Genomic DNA, 14,129 nt, shown 5'->3' with positions numbered 1-14,129 from the left:
GCGTATTTCTCGATGAAATAGCATAACCTGCCTAATGTACTCCTGTGTTTACCCCTTTTGAAGAATGATCGTCGATTTTAGTGCAATGCTGCGGGCGGCTGCACTGTTATTGTGCATTTATATCCCTGCTGAATTGTGTCAATCCCTTTATGAAAAAATGGATAGAGCATCCCGTGCGCCTTTCTTTTCATCAGGCTATTTATTCGGAGCGTGAAAATATATTTTCCAGTATAAAGGCGGTGCGGTTGTTTTTTTACCGAGGGGATAGCGATGCCGACACTATTTGATGAGGTGTGTTTGCCGCTGGGTGAAAAGGCGATAATGGTAACGGAACGTGAGTATTTTTTTGCCCTAATCGAACGACTGCGATACTGTTTCAACATGTATTGTCATTAGCGATACATGTAATAAAACACCAGTAATGTTTGTTAAATACTAAAATAGAATAGATAAGTGAAAATCGTATGGCCAATGCAAATCGATCGGTACTCAATCTTGATCTCGATCTACTTAGAACGTTTGTGGCGGTAGCGGATTTGAACACTTTCGCTGCCGCTGCCGTGGCTGTTTGCCGCACGCAATCTGCGGTGAGTCAACAGATGCAACGACTGGAACAACTGGTGGGTAAAGAGCTGTTCGCTCGCCACGGTCGTAACAAATTGCTGACGGAACACGGCGTGCAGTTTCTGGGCTATGCCCGCAAGATCCTGCAATTTAACGACGAAGCTTGCACATCGCTGATGTACAGCGACATGCTCGGTACGCTGGCGATCGGCGCATGTGAAGATACGGCGGATAACATTTTGCCTACGCTTTTGCATCGCGTGACCACACTGTTTCCCAAACTGACCATTGACATTAGCGTAAAGCCTAGTCCAGAACTGCGCACTATGCTGGAAAAAAAAAGCGATTGATTTAGCCATCACCACCATGTCGAGTGAGAGCGCCGAGCAAATTTTGCTGCGTACATCGCCGACCATGTGGTACTGCGCGGCGGATTACCGCTTTCGCCAGGACGAACCGGTGTCGCTGGTGTTGCTGGATGAGCCCAGCAATTTTCGCGCATTGGCGATCGCGTTGCTCAATGAGGCAGGAATCCCCTGGCGTATTGCTTATGTTGCCTCAACGCTCCCGGCGGTGCGTGCCGCCGTGAAGGCGGGACTGGGCGTGACGGTTCGAACCGTTGAAATGATGAACCCGGAACTGAGAGTATTGGGAACAGCAGACGGTTTGCCTGTACTCCCGGATACGCAATATTTCCTGTGCAAACGCATGCAAGAGAGCAACACCTTGGCCGATGCCATTTTCAATGTGGTTGAGTCTGGCCACTATTATCGTGGTGCGCTGATTTCTGGCACATCGGCCAAGTGATGATAGCAACGGAAGCGAAGGGGATGCGGCACTCAAAAAAATGCCATGTTCATGTAACCTCGAACGTTGATCTCGTTCATACGAGTATGGCGTAGTAGCAGGACGCCGTCACGGCTATGCCCGTTTTTTACTCCCTTATGATTATCCCTCTTCATGATTATTTCCATTCATTCGCGTTCCTCTTATCATTATTCCTCCTGCTTTCTAAGGTTTTTATTTTATGAAAAGCTGTTTCTTATTTTTCAAATGAATGTTACAAACTTTTAACTGTTAACATTGCCGATGACAATTGGGTTTTTTTACTAACTAAATTGACAAAAATGTGTGTTGGATCAAAAAATAACCCTATTAACGCTAAAGGGGACCGGGTTTTCCGCACGAAAATGGTATAGTGCTTGCGCATTATCACCTATCCTTTAGCTAGCAGGTTGTTAACAATTGCACCCACCAGCGCAAGACTGACTCGATTTAGCTGAAGTGAGAAAAGTGAAATGTTAACAAAGCAGCCTGCATGTTAAGTAATGTGCTGTTATTTTTAGTAAGGTTGAAAAAAAGGTTACAAAATAAAGGACGCAACCGCTGCAAAAGGCGCTGAACACAGATGTTTTCTGTACAGTTTGCAGGGTGATTATCCTTCCTTTTAATCGATGTGACGCATTAACTGCCAGAAGAGCAGGTGTTCAACGTCACTTTTGATGAGTAAGCAAGAAGTATGTCAACAACGACTGAAATCCTCGCCCATCACTGGGCATTTGCGCTATTCGTTATCATCGCCGTCAGCCTGTGTGGCTTCATGCTGCTGGGCGGGTTCCTGCTAGGCGGGAGAGCCAGAGCAATGGCAAAGAACGTTCCCTATGAATCTGGGATTGACTCGGTTGGCTCTGCGCGCATGCGCCTGTCTGCCAAGTTCTATCTGGTTGCCATGTTTTTCGTTATTTTCGACGTTGAAGCCCTGTATCTCTATGCCTGGGCCGTTTCCATTCGGGAAAGCGGCTGGCTGGGCTTCATCGAAGCTGCCATTTTCATTTTGGTGTTGTTGGCGGGGTTGGTCTACCTGGTCCGTATCGGCGCGCTCGACTGGACGCCGGCGCGTTCAAAACGGCAGGTTATCAAGTCTGACTTTCCGGTTAACACCACCAACACTCATCCGCAGTAACAGCGAGGCACTTTTAAGATGGACTATACGCTCACCCGAATAGAGCCGGACGGTGAGAATGACCGTTATCCCCTGCAACGCCAGGAGATCGTCACCGATCCTCTGGAACAGCATGTTCACCGCAGTGTCTTCATGGGCAACCTGGAGCATGCCTTACACGATACCGTGAACTGGGGGCGCAAGAATTCACTGTGGCCCTACAACTTCGGTCTTTCCTGCTGCTATGTGGAAATGGTGACCTCGTTCACCGCCGTGCATGACGTGGCGCGTTTTGGCTCTGAAGTGTTACGTGCTTCACCGCGTCAGGCTGACTTTATGGTGGTGGCTGGCACCTGTTTCACCAAAATGGCGCCGGTGATTCAACGCCTGTATGAGCAGATGCTTGAGCCGAAATGGGTTATTTCCATGGGGGCATGCGCCAACTCCGGTGGCATGTATGACATCTACTCTGTGGTGCAGGGTGTCGATAAATTCCTGCCGGTGGATGTCTATATTCCGGGCTGCCCGCCGCGTCCTGAAGCCTACATGCAAGCGCTGTTGCTGCTCAAAGAGTCTATTGGTCAAGAGCGTCGCCCTCTGTCATGGGTGGTGGGAGAGCAAGGCGTGTATCGCGCCAACATGCAATCCGAGCGCGAACGCAAACGCGCAGAGCGTATTGCGGTGACGAACCTGCGTTCGCCCGACGAGATTTAATCTGTTAATGACAAGCATATTGGCTGCGTAATACTACTCTCACAGGGTAGCAAGATAATAAACGGCGGCCTCACCATTAACAGAATGGCAAAATTACCGTGGTGACATATTTATGACAGATTTAACGACGCACGACCTCGCGCAGCCGGCCTGGGCTACCCGCGATCACCGGGATGATTCCGTCGTTGGCGAGCTGTGTAACCGTTTTGGACCCGAAGCCTTTACCGTCCAGGCAACCCGCACCGGGATGCTTGTTGTATGGGTAAAGCGTGAGCAATTACTGGACGTTGTCACGTTCCTGAAAAAACTGCCCAAACCCTATGTGATGCTGTTCGATCTGTACGGGGTGGATGAGCGCCTGCGCACGCACCGTGAAGGTTTGCCTGCCGCAGACTACTCCGTCTTCTATCACTTCATCTCCATTGAACGTAATCGCGACATCATGATCAAGGTGCCATTGTCTGAAAATGACCTGCGCCTGTCGACCATGGTGAAACTGTTCCCCAACGCCAACTGGTACGAGCGTGAAGTGTGGGACATGTTCGGTATTACGTTTGACGGGCACCCGCATCTGACGCGCATCATGATGCCGCAGACGTGGGAAGGGCATCCGCTGCGTAAAGACTACCCGGCGCGCGCCACCGAATTCGATCCCTTTGTGCTGACCAAGCAAAAAGAAGATCTGGAGATGGAATCCCTGACCTTCAAACCCGAAGACTGGGGCATGAAGCGCGGCACGGAAAACGAAGATTTCATGTTCCTTAACCTCGGGCCGAACCACCCCTCCTCACACGGGGCGTTCCGTATCATCCTGCAACTGGATGGTGAAGAGGTGGTGGACTGTATTCCTGATGTTGGCTACCACCATCGCGGCGCGGAGAAAATGGGAGAGCGCCAGTCCTGGCACAGCTATATCCCTTATACCGACCGTATCGAATATCTGGGCGGCTGTGTCAATGAAATGCCCTATGTGTTGGCCGTAGAGAAATTGGCAGGGATCGTGGTACCGGAACGTGTGAACGTCATCCGAGTCATGCTCTCAGAGCTATTCAGAATAAATAGCCACCTGCTCTACATCAGTACCTTTATTCAAGACGTCGGTGCCATGACACCGGTCTTTTTTGCTTTTACCGATCGCCAGAAAATTTATGATTTAGTGGAAGCCATCACTGGTTTCCGTATGCATCCGGCCTGGTTCCGCATCGGCGGCGTTGCGCATGACCTGCCGCGCGGCTGGGAGCGCTTGCTGCGTGAGTTTTTGGACTGGATGCCCAAGCGTCTAGACACTTACGTCACGGCCGCGCTGAAAAACACCATCCTGAAAGGACGTACTCAGGGCGTGGCGGCGTATAACGCCAAAGAAGCGCTGGAGTGGGGCGTCACTGGGGCTGGGCTGCGCGCTACCGGTATTGCGTTCGACGTGCGTAAATGGCGTCCGTACTCTGGCTATGAAAACTTTGACTTTGAAGTTCCGGTCGGCGACGGCATCAGTGACTGCTATGCCCGTGTGATGCTGAAGGTGGAAGAACTGCGCCAGAGCCTGCGTATTCTGGAGCAATGTCTGAACAACATGCCGGAAGGTCCGTTCAAAGCCGATCACCCGCTGACGACGCCGCCGCCGAAAGAGCGCACGTTGCAGCACATCGAAACGCTGATCAACCACTTCCTTCAGGTCTCCTGGGGGCCAGTGATGCCGGAAAACGAATCGTTCCAGATGATCGAGGCGACTAAAGGCATCAACAGTTATTACCTGACCAGCGACGGCGGCACCATGAGCTACCGTACCCGTATTCGCACCCCGAGCTACGCGCACTTGCAGCAGATCCCTTCCGTGATTCGCGGTTGTCTGGTCTCTGACCTGATCGTGTACCTCGGGAGTATTGATTTCGTTATGTCAGATGTGGATCGCTAATTATGCATGATCAAGACACTCAACAACCTATTAACGCCGCAGCCGCGCTGAACGAGTCTGTTTTTGTATTGAGCGACGCTGAGCGTGATGCCATCGAGCATGAGAAACATCATTACGAAGATGCGCGTGCGGCGTCCATCGAAGCGTTGAAAATTGTCCAGAAAGAGCGTGGCTGGGTGCCGGATGGAGCCATCAACGCCATTGCTGACATTCTGGGGATTCCGGCAAGCGATGTGGAAGGCGTGGCAACGTTTTATAGCCAGATTTTCCGTCAACCGGTCGGACGGCATGTGATTCGCTATTGCGACAGCGTGGTGTGCTACATCAACGGTTTTCAGGGCGTGCAGGCTGCACTGGAGCGAAAACTGAAGATCAAACCCGGTCAAACGACCTTTGATGGCCGCTTTACCCTGCTGCCGACCTGCTGCCTGGGCAACTGTGACAAAGGCCCGTCGATGATGATCGACGAAGATACGCACAGTCATGTCAAGCTTGACGATATCGATTCGCTATTGGAGCCGTATCAATGAGTATGAACAGGATTTTGACGCCCGAACAGCATCCGCTGACCTGGCGTCTGCGTGATGACAAGCAGCCGGTATGGCTCGATGAATACCGCGCCAAAAATGGCTATGCGGCGGCTCAGAAAGCGCTCAGCGGCATGGTGCAGGACGAAGTTGTCAGCCTGGTAAAAGACGCGGGCCTGAAAGGGCGCGGCGGTGCGGGCTTCTCCACCGGTCTGAAATGGAGCCTGATGCCGAAAGACGAAAGCATGAACATCCGCTATCTGCTCTGTAACGCGGATGAGATGGAGCCGGGCACCTACAAAGACCGTTTGCTGATGGAGCAATTGCCGCACCTGCTGGTGGAAGGCATGCTGATCAGTGCGTTCGCCCTCAAGGCGTATCGCGGTTATATCTTCCTGCGTGGCGAATACGTGGAGGCTGCGGTTCACCTGCGTCGCGCCATCGAAGAAGCCAAACAAGCGGGCCTGCTCGGTAAAAATATTCTCGGCAGCGGGTTCGATTTCGAGCTGTTCGTGCACACCGGTGCCGGGCGCTATATCTGTGGTGAAGAGACGGCGCTGATCAACTCCCTGGAAGGCCGCCGCGCTAACCCGCGCTCCAAGCCACCGTTCCCGGCTTCTGCCGGTGCGTGGGGAAAGCCGACCTGCGTAAACAACATGGAAACCCTGTGTAACGTGCCTGCGATTATCGCGCACGGCGCTGAGTGGTATCAGGGGCTGTCTGCCGGTAAGAGTAAAGATGCAGGCACCAAGCTGATGGGATTCTCTGGCCGCGTGAAAAACCCTGGCCTGTGGGAATTGCCGTTTGGTACCACGGCACGTGAGATTTTGGAAGACTATGCGGGCGGCATGCGCGAGGGGCTGAAATTCAAAGCCTGGCAGCCGGGCGGTGCAGGCACCGATTTTCTTACCGAAGCCCATCTCGATCTGCCAATGGATTTCGAGCACATCGCCAAGGCGGGCAGCCGTCTCGGTACAGCGTTGGCAATGGCGGTGGATCACGAGATCAACATGGTGGCGCTGACCCGCAATCTGGAAGAGTTCTTTGCCCGTGAGTCCTGTGGCTGGTGTACGCCGTGCCGCGACGGTTTGCCGTGGAGCGTGAAGATCCTGCGCGCGCTGGAGCGGGGCGAAGGGCAACCTGGCGATATCGAAACGCTGGAACAGCTGTGCCGCTTCCTCGGGCCGGGCAACACCTTCTGCGCCCATGCGCCAGGCGCTGTTGAGCCGCTGCAAAGCGCGATTAAGTATTTCCGTGACGAATTTGAAGCGGGCATTGCGCCGCAATATCTGGGAAATACCAAAGCGATTGGCGGTATTCAGCCGAACCTGCTGAAAGAGCGTTGGTAATCAAGCCGACAATAACAGGGGACGAAGCACATCCCCACTGGCGGATAGCCTGCTCTTATTACAGAATTTTTGATTAGCGCCTGTGGCAACACGGGCCATTATGGAAGCATGCTGACTATGGCTACGATTCATGTAGACGGCAAAGAGTATGAGGTGAACGGCTCGGACAACCTGCTAGAGGCATGTCTTACGCTGGGGCTTGATATTCCTTACTTTTGCTGGCATCCCGCGCTGGGTAGCGTCGGTTCCTGCCGCCTGTGTGCGGTTAAGCAGTACCAAAATGCGGAAGATACGCGTGGCCGTCTGGTCATGTCCTGTATGACCCCCGCAACCGATGGCGCTTTTATCGCCATCGACGATGAGGAAGCCAAACTGTTCCGCAAAACCATCGTCGAATTCCTGATGACCAACCACCCGCACGACTGCCCGGTCTGCGAAGAGGGCGGTAACTGTCATCTACAGGATATGACGGTGATGACGGGACACAACTTCCGCCGTTATCGCTTTACCAAACGTACTCACCGCAATCAGGATTTGGGGCCGTTTATCTCGCATGAGATGAACTGCTGCATCGCCTGTTACCGCTGCGTGTGTTACTACAAAGACTACGCCGGTGGCACCGATCTGGGTGTGTATGGCGCCCATGACAACGTCTACTTTGGCCGTCCTGAAGATGGCGTGCTGGAAAGCGAGTTTTCCGGCAACCTGGTAGAAGTGTGCCCGACCGGGGTGTTCACCGACAAGACCCACTCTGCGCGCTACAACCGTAAATGGGATATGCAGTTTGCGCCCAGCGTGTGCCAGCAGTGCAGCGTTGGGTGTAACACCAGCCCGGGTGAGCGTTACGGCGAACTGCGTCGTATCGAAAACCGTTATAACGGCAGTGTAAACCACTATTTCCTGTGTGACCGTGGCCGTTTTGGTTACGGCTACGTCAACGCTAAAGATCGTCCGCGCCAGCCGTTGCAGCGCCGGGGCGATGACTGGATTGCCCTGAACGCCGACCAGGCGTTGCAAGGGGCAGCGGATGTGCTGCGCCAGTCAAAACGCGTGATTGGTATCGGCTCTCCCCGCGCCAGTGTGGAAAGCAACTTCGCACTGCGTGAGCTGGTCGGGGCAGAAAGCTTCTACACCGGCATTGCGCACGGTGAGCAGGCGCGTTTACAACTCATCCTCAAAGTGCTGCGTGACAGCGGTGTACGTACGCCGATGCTGCGTGACATCGAAGGCTATGATGCCGTATTGGTGCTGGGTGAAGACTTGACCCAAACCGGTGCGCGTATCGCGCTGGCGGTCCGCCAGGCGGTGAAGGGCAAAGCGCGTGAAATGGCGGCTGCGCAAAAAGTGGCAGACTGGCAAATTGCGGCGATCCTCAATATTGGTCAACACGCTAAGCACCCGTTGTTTATGACGTCGGTGGATAAAACCCGTCTGGATGATATCGCTGCCTGGAACTACCGCGCACCGGTAGACGATCAGGCGCGCCTTGGCTTCGCCATCGCCCATGCGCTGGATGAAAATGCCCCGGCGGTCACTGATTTGGCCGCCGATTTGGCACCGAAAGTCGATGTTATCGTGCAGGCGCTGGCAGGGGCGAAAAAGCCGCTGATTATCTCCGGCACTCATTCTGGCAGCGAAGCTATCATTGAAGCCGCCGCCAACGTGGCACAAGCGCTCAAACAGCGTGGTTCTGATGTCGGCGTGACCTTTGTTGCAAGCGCTGCGAACAGCATTGGCCTGTCGATGATCGGCGGTGGTTCGCTTGATGATGCGCTGGCACAGTTGGAGAGCGGCGCAGCCTACAGCGTGGTGGTGTTGGAAAACGATCTGTATCGCCACGCCCCGCAGGCGCGTGTGGATGCGGCGCTCGCCAAAGTCACCAACCTGATTGTGCTGGATCACCAGCGCACGGCCATCATGGACAAGGCTTCGCTGATCCTCTCTGCTGCCAGCTTCGCTGAAAGTGACGGTACGTTGGTGAATCAGGAGGGCCGCGCCCAGCGCTTCTTCCAGGTGTACGATCCGGCTTACTACGATAACAGCGTCGTGATGCTGGAAAGCTGGCGCTGGTTACATTCGCTTGCCAGCACCTACCAGAGCCGCAAGGTTGATTGGACGCAACTGGATCACGTAATTGATGCTTGTGTGACCGCGTTGCCGCAGTTGGCGGGGATCAAAGACGCCGCACCGGATGCCAATTTCCGCATTAACGGGCAGAAGCTGGCGCGCTCACCCAATCGTTCCAGTGGCCGTACCGCCATGCGTGCCAATATCAGCGTGCATGAACCGCGTCAGCCACAAGATAAAGACACCATGTTTGCCTTCTCGATGGAAGGGAACAACAGCCCGACCGCCGCGCGCCAGCAGATTCCGTTTGCCTGGTCTCCCGGTTGGAACTCCCCGCAGGCCTGGAACAAATTCCAGGACGAAGTGGGCGGTCACCTGCGCCACGGCGATCCCGGTGTGCGTCTGATCGAAGCGGGCGAAGATGTGCTGAGTTACTTCGACGCTATTCCGGCGGCATTTAGCGCGCAGCCGGGGCAGTGGCGCATCGCACCTTACTACCATTTGTTCGGCAGTGAAGAGATGACGCAGCGTTCGTCGGTTATCCAACAACGTATGGATGATGCTTACGTGATGGTCAGTACCGCCGATGCCGCGACGCTGGGCGTCAACGCGGGCGCACTGCTTGAGCTGCAATGTCAGGGGCAGACGCTGCGCCTGCCCCTGCGCCTGAGCGATGCACTGCATCAGGGGCAGGTCGGATTGCCGTTAGGGTTCCCGGGTATTGCGCCGTCGCTGGCTGGGGCAACTATTGAAAGTCTGCGGGAGGCTGCACAATGAGCTGGTTAACACCGGAGGTTATGGATGCCTTGATCGCCGTCGGCAAAGCCGTGGTGATCCTGCTGGTGGTGGTCACCTGCGGCGCATTCATGAGTATGGGCGAGCGTCGTCTGCTGGGGCTGTTCCAGGGGCGTTACGGACCAAACCGCGTGGGCTGGGGCGGATCGTTGCAGCTGGTCGCCGACATGATCAAGATGTTCTTTAAAGAGGACTGGGTACCGCGTTTTACCGACCGCGTGATTTTCACACTGGCGCCGGTGATTGCCTTCACCTCACTGTTGCTCTCGTTCGCCATTGTACCGGTCACCCCGACCTGGGGTGTCGCCGATTTAAACATCGGCCTGCTGTTCTTCCTGATGATGGCGGGGCTGGCGGTGTATGCTGTACTGTTCGCCGGTTGGGCGAGCGGTAACAAATACTCCCTGCTGGGGGCGGTGCGTGCGTCAGCGCAGACGCTGAGCTACGAAGTGTTTCTCGGCCTGTCGTTGATGGGCGTGGTGGCACAGGCTGGTTCGTTCAATATGCGCGATATCGTCGAATCTCAGGCACACCTGTGGAACGTCATCCCGCAGTTCTTCGGCTTTGTTACCTTTGCCATCGCCGGTGTGGCGGCGTGTCACCGTCATCCTTTCGACCAGTCGGAAGCAGAGCAGGAACTGGCGGATGGTTACCACATCGAATATTCCGGTATGAAATTCGGCCTGTTTTTCGTCGGTGAATATATCGGCATTGTGACCGTATCGGCACTGATGGTGACGCTGTTCTTTGGTGGCTGGCACGGACCGTTGTTACCGCCTTTCATCTGGTTTGCGCTGAAAACGGGCTTCTTCATGATGATGTTCATCCTGATCCGTGCCTCTTTGCCGCGTCCGCGCTATGACCAGGTGATGACATTCGGTTGGACCGTCTGCTTGCCATTAACGCTGCTCAACCTGCTGGCGACGGCGGCTGTGATTTTGTACAACGCACACTAAAGGGAACTGACCATGAAGATAAAAGACATTGTGGTTGGTTTCGGTACCCAGGTACGCAGTATCTGTATGGTTGGTTCCAACGCGTTCAAAAAGCGCGAAACCAAAATGTATCCGGAAGAACCCGTAAACCCACCGTCGCGTTATCGTGGCCGTATTGTGCTGACGCGCGATCCGGATGGTGAGGAGCGTTGTGTTACTTGTAACCTGTGCGCTGTGGCTTGTCCGGTTGGTTGTATCTCCTTGCAGAAAGCGGAAATGAAGGATGGTCGTTGGTATCCCGAATTTTTCCGCATCAACTTCTCGCGCTGCATTTTCTGCGGGTTCTGCGAAGAGGCGTGTCCGACTACGGCGATTCAGCTGACGCCAGATTTCGAAATGGGCGACTACAAACGCCAGGATCTGGTGTATGAAAAAGAGGATCTGTTGATCTCTGGGCCCGGTAAATACCCGGAATACAACTTCTACCGGATGGCGGGCATGGCTATCGATGGGAAAGAGAAGGGCGACGCCGAAAACGAAGCCAAACCCATTGATGTCAAAGGCCTGTTGCCCTAAGGAGCCGAGCATGGAATTCGCGTTTTATGCATCGGGGTTAATCGCTATTCTGGCGACCATACGTGTGATTACGCACACCAACCCTGTACATACATTGTTGTATTTAATCGTTTCGTTGCTGGCCATTTCCGGCGTATTTTTCTCGCTGGGGGCTTACTTCGCCGGTGCGGTAGAAATCATTGTTTACGCCGGTGCCATCATGGTGTTGTTCGTGTTTGTGGTGATGATGCTCAACCTCGGCAACAGCGTAACGGAACAGGAAAGCGCCTGGCTGAAACCGGGCGTGTGGATTGGCCCCGGGTTGCTCTCGCTGCTGTTGCTGATCGTGGTGGTCAGGGCGATTTTCAGCCTCAGCGGCGCGGAAATTTCTGGCGCAGTGATCGATGCTAAAGCGGTAGGCATTACGCTGTTTGGGCCGTATGTGTTGGCAGTTGAACTGGCATCCATGTTGCTGCTGGCCGGGCTAGTGGTCGCGTTCCACGTAGGTCGCGAAGACAAAATGATCGACAAGCAGCCGAAAGAAGATGCAGAGAAGAAACTGGCGGAGGAGCGCGCATGATCCCGTTACAACATGGGCTGGCCTTGGCTGCCATTTTATTCCTGCTCGGGCTGACTGGTCTGATTATTCGGCGTAACCTATTGTTTATGCTGATCAGTCTGGAGGTAATGATCAATGCTGCTGCGCTGGCGTTTGTGGTTGCTGGCAGCTATTGGGGACATGCGGATGGGCAGGTGATGTATGTTCTGGCGATCACGTTGGCGGCAGCTGAAGCCAGTATCGGTCTGGCGCTGTTGCTCCAGATGTATCGCCGTCGTCATACCCTGAATATCGATACTGTCAGTGAGATGCGCGGATGAACTTACTCTACTTAACAATACTATTCCCGCTGCTTGGCTTTTTGCTGTTGGCATTTTCACGCGGTCGTTGGTCGGAAAACACCGCTGATACCGTGGGCGTGGGTTCCATCGGGTTGGCCGCATTGACCACCTGTTGGGTTGCGATGGATTTCTTTGCGCAGCAGCATGAAGGCGGCGTGACGTTTTTCAGTCAACATCTGTGGACCTGGATGGCGGTAGGCAACTTTGACATTGCCTTCCGTTTGGCGCTGGATGGCCTGTCTCTCACCATGTTGTCGGTAGTGACTGGCGTTGGCTTCTTTATCCACCTGTTCGCCTCCTGGTACATGCGCGGTGAAGAGGGTTACTCCCGCTTCTTCGCCTATACCAACCTGTTTATCGCCAGCATGGTGATTCTGGTGCTGGCGGATAATTTGCTGCTGATGTACCTCGGCTGGGAAGGGGTAGGGCTGTGCAGCTATCTGCTGATCGGCTTCTACTATACCAACCCGAAAAACGGTGCGGCTGCGATGAAAGCCTTTGTGGTGACGCGCGTGGGTGATGTGTTCCTGGCCTTTGCGCTGTTCATCCTGTTTAAAGAGTTGGGCACGCTCAATTTCCGCGAGCTGATGGTGCTGGCACCGCAGAAACTGGCGGAAGGTTCACCGGCTATTACCTGGGCAACCCTGATGTTGCTGGGTGGTGCGGTGGGTAAATCTGCCCAGTTGCCGCTGCAAACCTGGCTGGCAGATGCGATGGCGGGCCCGACACCGGTTTCCGCGCTGATCCACGCCGCCACCATGGTGACCGCAGGGGTTTACCTGATTGCTCGTACCCACGGCTTGTTCCTGATGGCGCCGGATGTGCTGCATCTGGTTGGCATTGTCGGTGCAGTGACGCTGGTGCTGGCAGGCTTTGCCGCGCTGGTGCAAAGCGACATCAAACGCGTGTTGGCCTACTCCACCATGAGCCAGATTGGTTACATGTTTCTGGCGCTGGGTGTTCAAGCGTGGGATGCGGCGATTTTTCACCTGATGACGCACGCCTTCTTTAAAGCGTTGCTGTTCCTGGCCTCCGGTTCGGTCATTCTCGCCTGCCATCACGAACAGAACATCTTCAAGATGGGCGGGCTGCGTAAAACCATTCCGTTGGTGTACGTCAGCTTCCTGATTGGTGGCTCGGCGCTGGCGGCATTGCCGTTGGTCACCGCTGGCTTCTTCAGTAAAGATGAAATTCTGGCCGGTGCCTGGGCTAACGGCCACATGGATCTGATGATGGCGGGACTGGCCGGGGCGTTTATGACGTCGCTGTATACCTTCCGCATGATTTTCATCGTGTTCCATGGCGAAGCGAAGACCAAGGCGCATGCAGGAAAAGGACTGTCTCATCACATTCCATTGCTGGTGCTGATGGTGCTTTCCACCTTCGTCGGTGCGTTGATTGTGCCGCCGTTGCACGGCGTGCTGCCGCAGACAACGGAACTCGGCCATGACCGCACCTTGACGCTCGAAATTGCATCTGGCGTGGTGGCGATTGAAGGCATTCTGCTGGCTGCCGTGCTGTGGTTGGGTAAACGCCAGGTCGTGACCAGCGCACCGGGCCGCTTCTTCTCCACCTGGTGGTTCCACGCCTGGGGATTTGACTGGTTGTATGACAAAGTCTTCGTACAACCGTATCTGGTGATTGCCAAACTGCTACAGCGCGATCCGTTGAACGCGATGATGGGCTTGCCTGCCGTGGTGGTGCGTTGGGGTAACAAAGGGTTGGCCATCAGTCAGAATGGTCAACTGCGCTGGTATGTTGCGTCAATGGGCGTAGGAGCGGTTGTGGTGCTGGCATTGTTACAATTTATCTGATGGCGATGTGCCACCAGATAAACGCGATAAGAGATATGCAGTAACAATGCGCAGG

12 protein-coding genes and 1 pseudogene are annotated in these 14,129 nt (G+C 54.6%); 12 read left to right on the top strand and 1 reads right to left on the bottom strand.

Going from position 1 to position 14,129, the window contains the following annotated elements; translation table 11 throughout:
* Positions 1 to 77: 77 nt before the first annotated feature.
* Positions 78 to 383 (bottom strand): hypothetical protein, encoded by a 306-nt coding sequence (locus ACMZI0_RS09790; protein ID WP_415672798.1) that lies wholly within the window; start codon positions 381 to 383, stop codon positions 78 to 80.
* Between the two features lie 81 nt (positions 384 to 464).
* On the opposite strand from ACMZI0_RS09790, the pseudogene ACMZI0_RS09785 reads away from it, so the two are divergent.
* The 12 genes and pseudogenes from ACMZI0_RS09785 to nuoL all read left to right on the top strand — a co-directional run bounded on the left by ACMZI0_RS09785 (position 465) and on the right by nuoL (position 14,074).
* A pseudogene (locus tag ACMZI0_RS09785) lies at positions 465 to 1,371 on the top strand (LysR family transcriptional regulator).
* A 712-nt stretch (positions 1,372 to 2,083) separates the two neighbouring features.
* Entirely contained in the window at positions 2,084 to 2,527 is a 444-nt protein-coding gene (locus tag ACMZI0_RS09780; RefSeq protein WP_415672797.1) for an NADH-quinone oxidoreductase subunit A, read from the top strand.
* An 18-nt stretch (positions 2,528 to 2,545) separates the two neighbouring features.
* A complete protein-coding gene (locus ACMZI0_RS09775; protein ID WP_195315038.1) occupies positions 2,546 to 3,220 on the top strand; it encodes an NADH-quinone oxidoreductase subunit B in 675 nt (224 codons plus the stop codon).
* A gap of 112 nt (positions 3,221 to 3,332) precedes the next feature.
* Positions 3,333 to 5,132: an NADH-quinone oxidoreductase subunit C/D gene (gene nuoC / locus ACMZI0_RS09770; protein WP_415672796.1), complete on the top strand. Its 1,800-nt coding sequence runs from the start codon at positions 3,333 to 3,335 to the stop codon at positions 5,130 to 5,132.
* Positions 5,133 to 5,134: 2 nt separating this feature from the next.
* The gene (gene nuoE / locus ACMZI0_RS09765) at positions 5,135 to 5,662 is read left to right on the top strand and encodes an NADH-quinone oxidoreductase subunit NuoE (RefSeq protein ID WP_415672795.1); all 528 of its coding nucleotides are present in this window, start codon (positions 5,135 to 5,137) and stop codon (positions 5,660 to 5,662) included.
* Positions 5,659 to 7,008, top strand: coding sequence for an NADH-quinone oxidoreductase subunit NuoF (gene nuoF, locus ACMZI0_RS09760; RefSeq protein ID WP_415672794.1), 1,350 nt, complete (start codon positions 5,659 to 5,661; stop codon positions 7,006 to 7,008). Before nuoE ends, nuoF begins: the two co-directional genes overlap by 4 nt.
* 117 nt (positions 7,009 to 7,125) lie before the next feature.
* Positions 7,126 to 9,852 carry an NADH-quinone oxidoreductase subunit NuoG gene (nuoG, locus tag ACMZI0_RS09755; RefSeq protein WP_415672793.1) on the top strand — a complete coding sequence of 909 codons (2,727 nt, stop codon included), beginning with the start codon at positions 7,126 to 7,128 and terminating at the stop codon, positions 9,850 to 9,852.
* Positions 9,849 to 10,826: an NADH-quinone oxidoreductase subunit NuoH gene (gene nuoH / locus ACMZI0_RS09750; RefSeq protein WP_415672792.1), complete on the top strand. Its 978-nt coding sequence runs from the start codon at positions 9,849 to 9,851 to the stop codon at positions 10,824 to 10,826. The genes nuoG and nuoH overlap by 4 nt, the downstream gene beginning before the upstream one ends.
* 12 nt (positions 10,827 to 10,838) lie before the next feature.
* Positions 10,839 to 11,381: an NADH-quinone oxidoreductase subunit NuoI gene (gene nuoI / locus ACMZI0_RS09745; protein ID WP_415672791.1), complete on the top strand. Its 543-nt coding sequence runs from the start codon at positions 10,839 to 10,841 to the stop codon at positions 11,379 to 11,381.
* 10 nt (positions 11,382 to 11,391) lie between these two features.
* Complete coding sequence (nuoJ, locus tag ACMZI0_RS09740; protein WP_415672790.1) at positions 11,392 to 11,940, top strand: NADH-quinone oxidoreductase subunit J; 549 nt, start codon at positions 11,392 to 11,394, stop codon at positions 11,938 to 11,940.
* On the top strand, positions 11,937 to 12,239 hold the full coding sequence (gene nuoK / locus ACMZI0_RS09735; RefSeq protein ID WP_195315030.1) for an NADH-quinone oxidoreductase subunit NuoK: 303 nt from the start codon (positions 11,937 to 11,939) through the stop codon (positions 12,237 to 12,239). The genes nuoJ and nuoK overlap by 4 nt, the downstream gene beginning before the upstream one ends.
* A complete protein-coding gene (gene nuoL / locus ACMZI0_RS09730) occupies positions 12,236 to 14,074 on the top strand; it encodes an NADH-quinone oxidoreductase subunit L (protein ID WP_415672789.1) in 1,839 nt (612 codons plus the stop codon). Before nuoK ends, nuoL begins: the two co-directional genes overlap by 4 nt.
* Positions 14,075 to 14,129: the final 55 nt, after the last annotated feature.

It is taken from the genome of Symbiopectobacterium sp., assembly GCF_047692315.1.
Lineage (GTDB): Bacteria > Pseudomonadota > Gammaproteobacteria > Enterobacterales > Enterobacteriaceae > Symbiopectobacterium.
Note: the sequence above shows the minus strand (reverse complement) of the source record. Positions and strands in the feature narration are given on the sequence as shown.

Coding starts and splice junctions, on each gene's coding strand:
- nuoE (WP_415672795.1), top strand. CDS start 5,135: ATGCATGATCAAGACACTCAACAACCTATTAACGCCGCAGCCGCGCTG.
- ACMZI0_RS09775 (WP_195315038.1), top strand. CDS start 2,546: ATGGACTATACGCTCACCCGAATAGAGCCGGACGGTGAGAATGACCGT.
- ACMZI0_RS09790 (WP_415672798.1), bottom strand. CDS start 383: ATGTTGAAACAGTATCGCAGTCGTTCGATTAGGGCAAAAAAATACTCA.
- ACMZI0_RS09780 (WP_415672797.1), top strand. CDS start 2,084: ATGTCAACAACGACTGAAATCCTCGCCCATCACTGGGCATTTGCGCTA.
- nuoC (WP_415672796.1), top strand. CDS start 3,333: ATGACAGATTTAACGACGCACGACCTCGCGCAGCCGGCCTGGGCTACC.
- nuoI (WP_415672791.1), top strand. CDS start 10,839: ATGAAGATAAAAGACATTGTGGTTGGTTTCGGTACCCAGGTACGCAGT.
- nuoJ (WP_415672790.1), top strand. CDS start 11,392: ATGGAATTCGCGTTTTATGCATCGGGGTTAATCGCTATTCTGGCGACC.
- nuoL (WP_415672789.1), top strand. CDS start 12,236: ATGAACTTACTCTACTTAACAATACTATTCCCGCTGCTTGGCTTTTTG.
- nuoF (WP_415672794.1), top strand. CDS start 5,659: ATGAGTATGAACAGGATTTTGACGCCCGAACAGCATCCGCTGACCTGG.
- nuoK (WP_195315030.1), top strand. CDS start 11,937: ATGATCCCGTTACAACATGGGCTGGCCTTGGCTGCCATTTTATTCCTG.
- nuoH (WP_415672792.1), top strand. CDS start 9,849: ATGAGCTGGTTAACACCGGAGGTTATGGATGCCTTGATCGCCGTCGGC.
- nuoG (WP_415672793.1), top strand. CDS start 7,126: ATGGCTACGATTCATGTAGACGGCAAAGAGTATGAGGTGAACGGCTCG.